Origin of the sequence: Paenibacillus farraposensis, assembly GCF_020736845.1 — a bacterium.
GTDB lineage: Bacteria > Bacillota > Bacilli > Paenibacillales > Paenibacillaceae > Paenibacillus > Paenibacillus farraposensis.
Window position 1 is genome coordinate 1 of sequence record NZ_JAFFQR010000020.1, and the last position, 298, is coordinate 298.

Genomic DNA, 298 nt, shown 5'->3' on the forward strand with positions numbered 1-298 from the left:
CCTTTTGATTCGTAGTCAAACGCTCTATCCAGCTGAGCTAAGGGCGCAAATATGGAGCGGACGACGGGAATCGAACCCGCGACCCTCGCCTTGGCAAGGCGATGCTCTACCGCTGAGCCACGTCCGCAAAAACAAGATGCGCGTGGAGGGACTTGAACCCCCACGTCAAAGACGCTAGATCCTAAGTCTAGTGCGTCTGCCAATTCCGCCACACGCGCATACAAGGATAATGGTGAGCCATGAAGGACTCGAACCTTCGACACCCTGATTAAAAGTCAGGTGCTCTACCAACTGAGCT

The 298-nt window shown here is 54.4% G+C and carries 2 tRNA genes; both read right to left on the reverse strand.

What is annotated here, in order from left to right:
* Positions 1-52: 52 nt before the first annotated feature.
* Positions 53-127, reverse strand: a tRNA-Gly gene (locus tag JO375_RS05240).
* A gap of 10 nt (positions 128-137) precedes the next feature.
* Positions 138-218, reverse strand: a tRNA-Leu gene (locus tag JO375_RS05245).
* Positions 219-298: the final 80 nt, after the last annotated feature.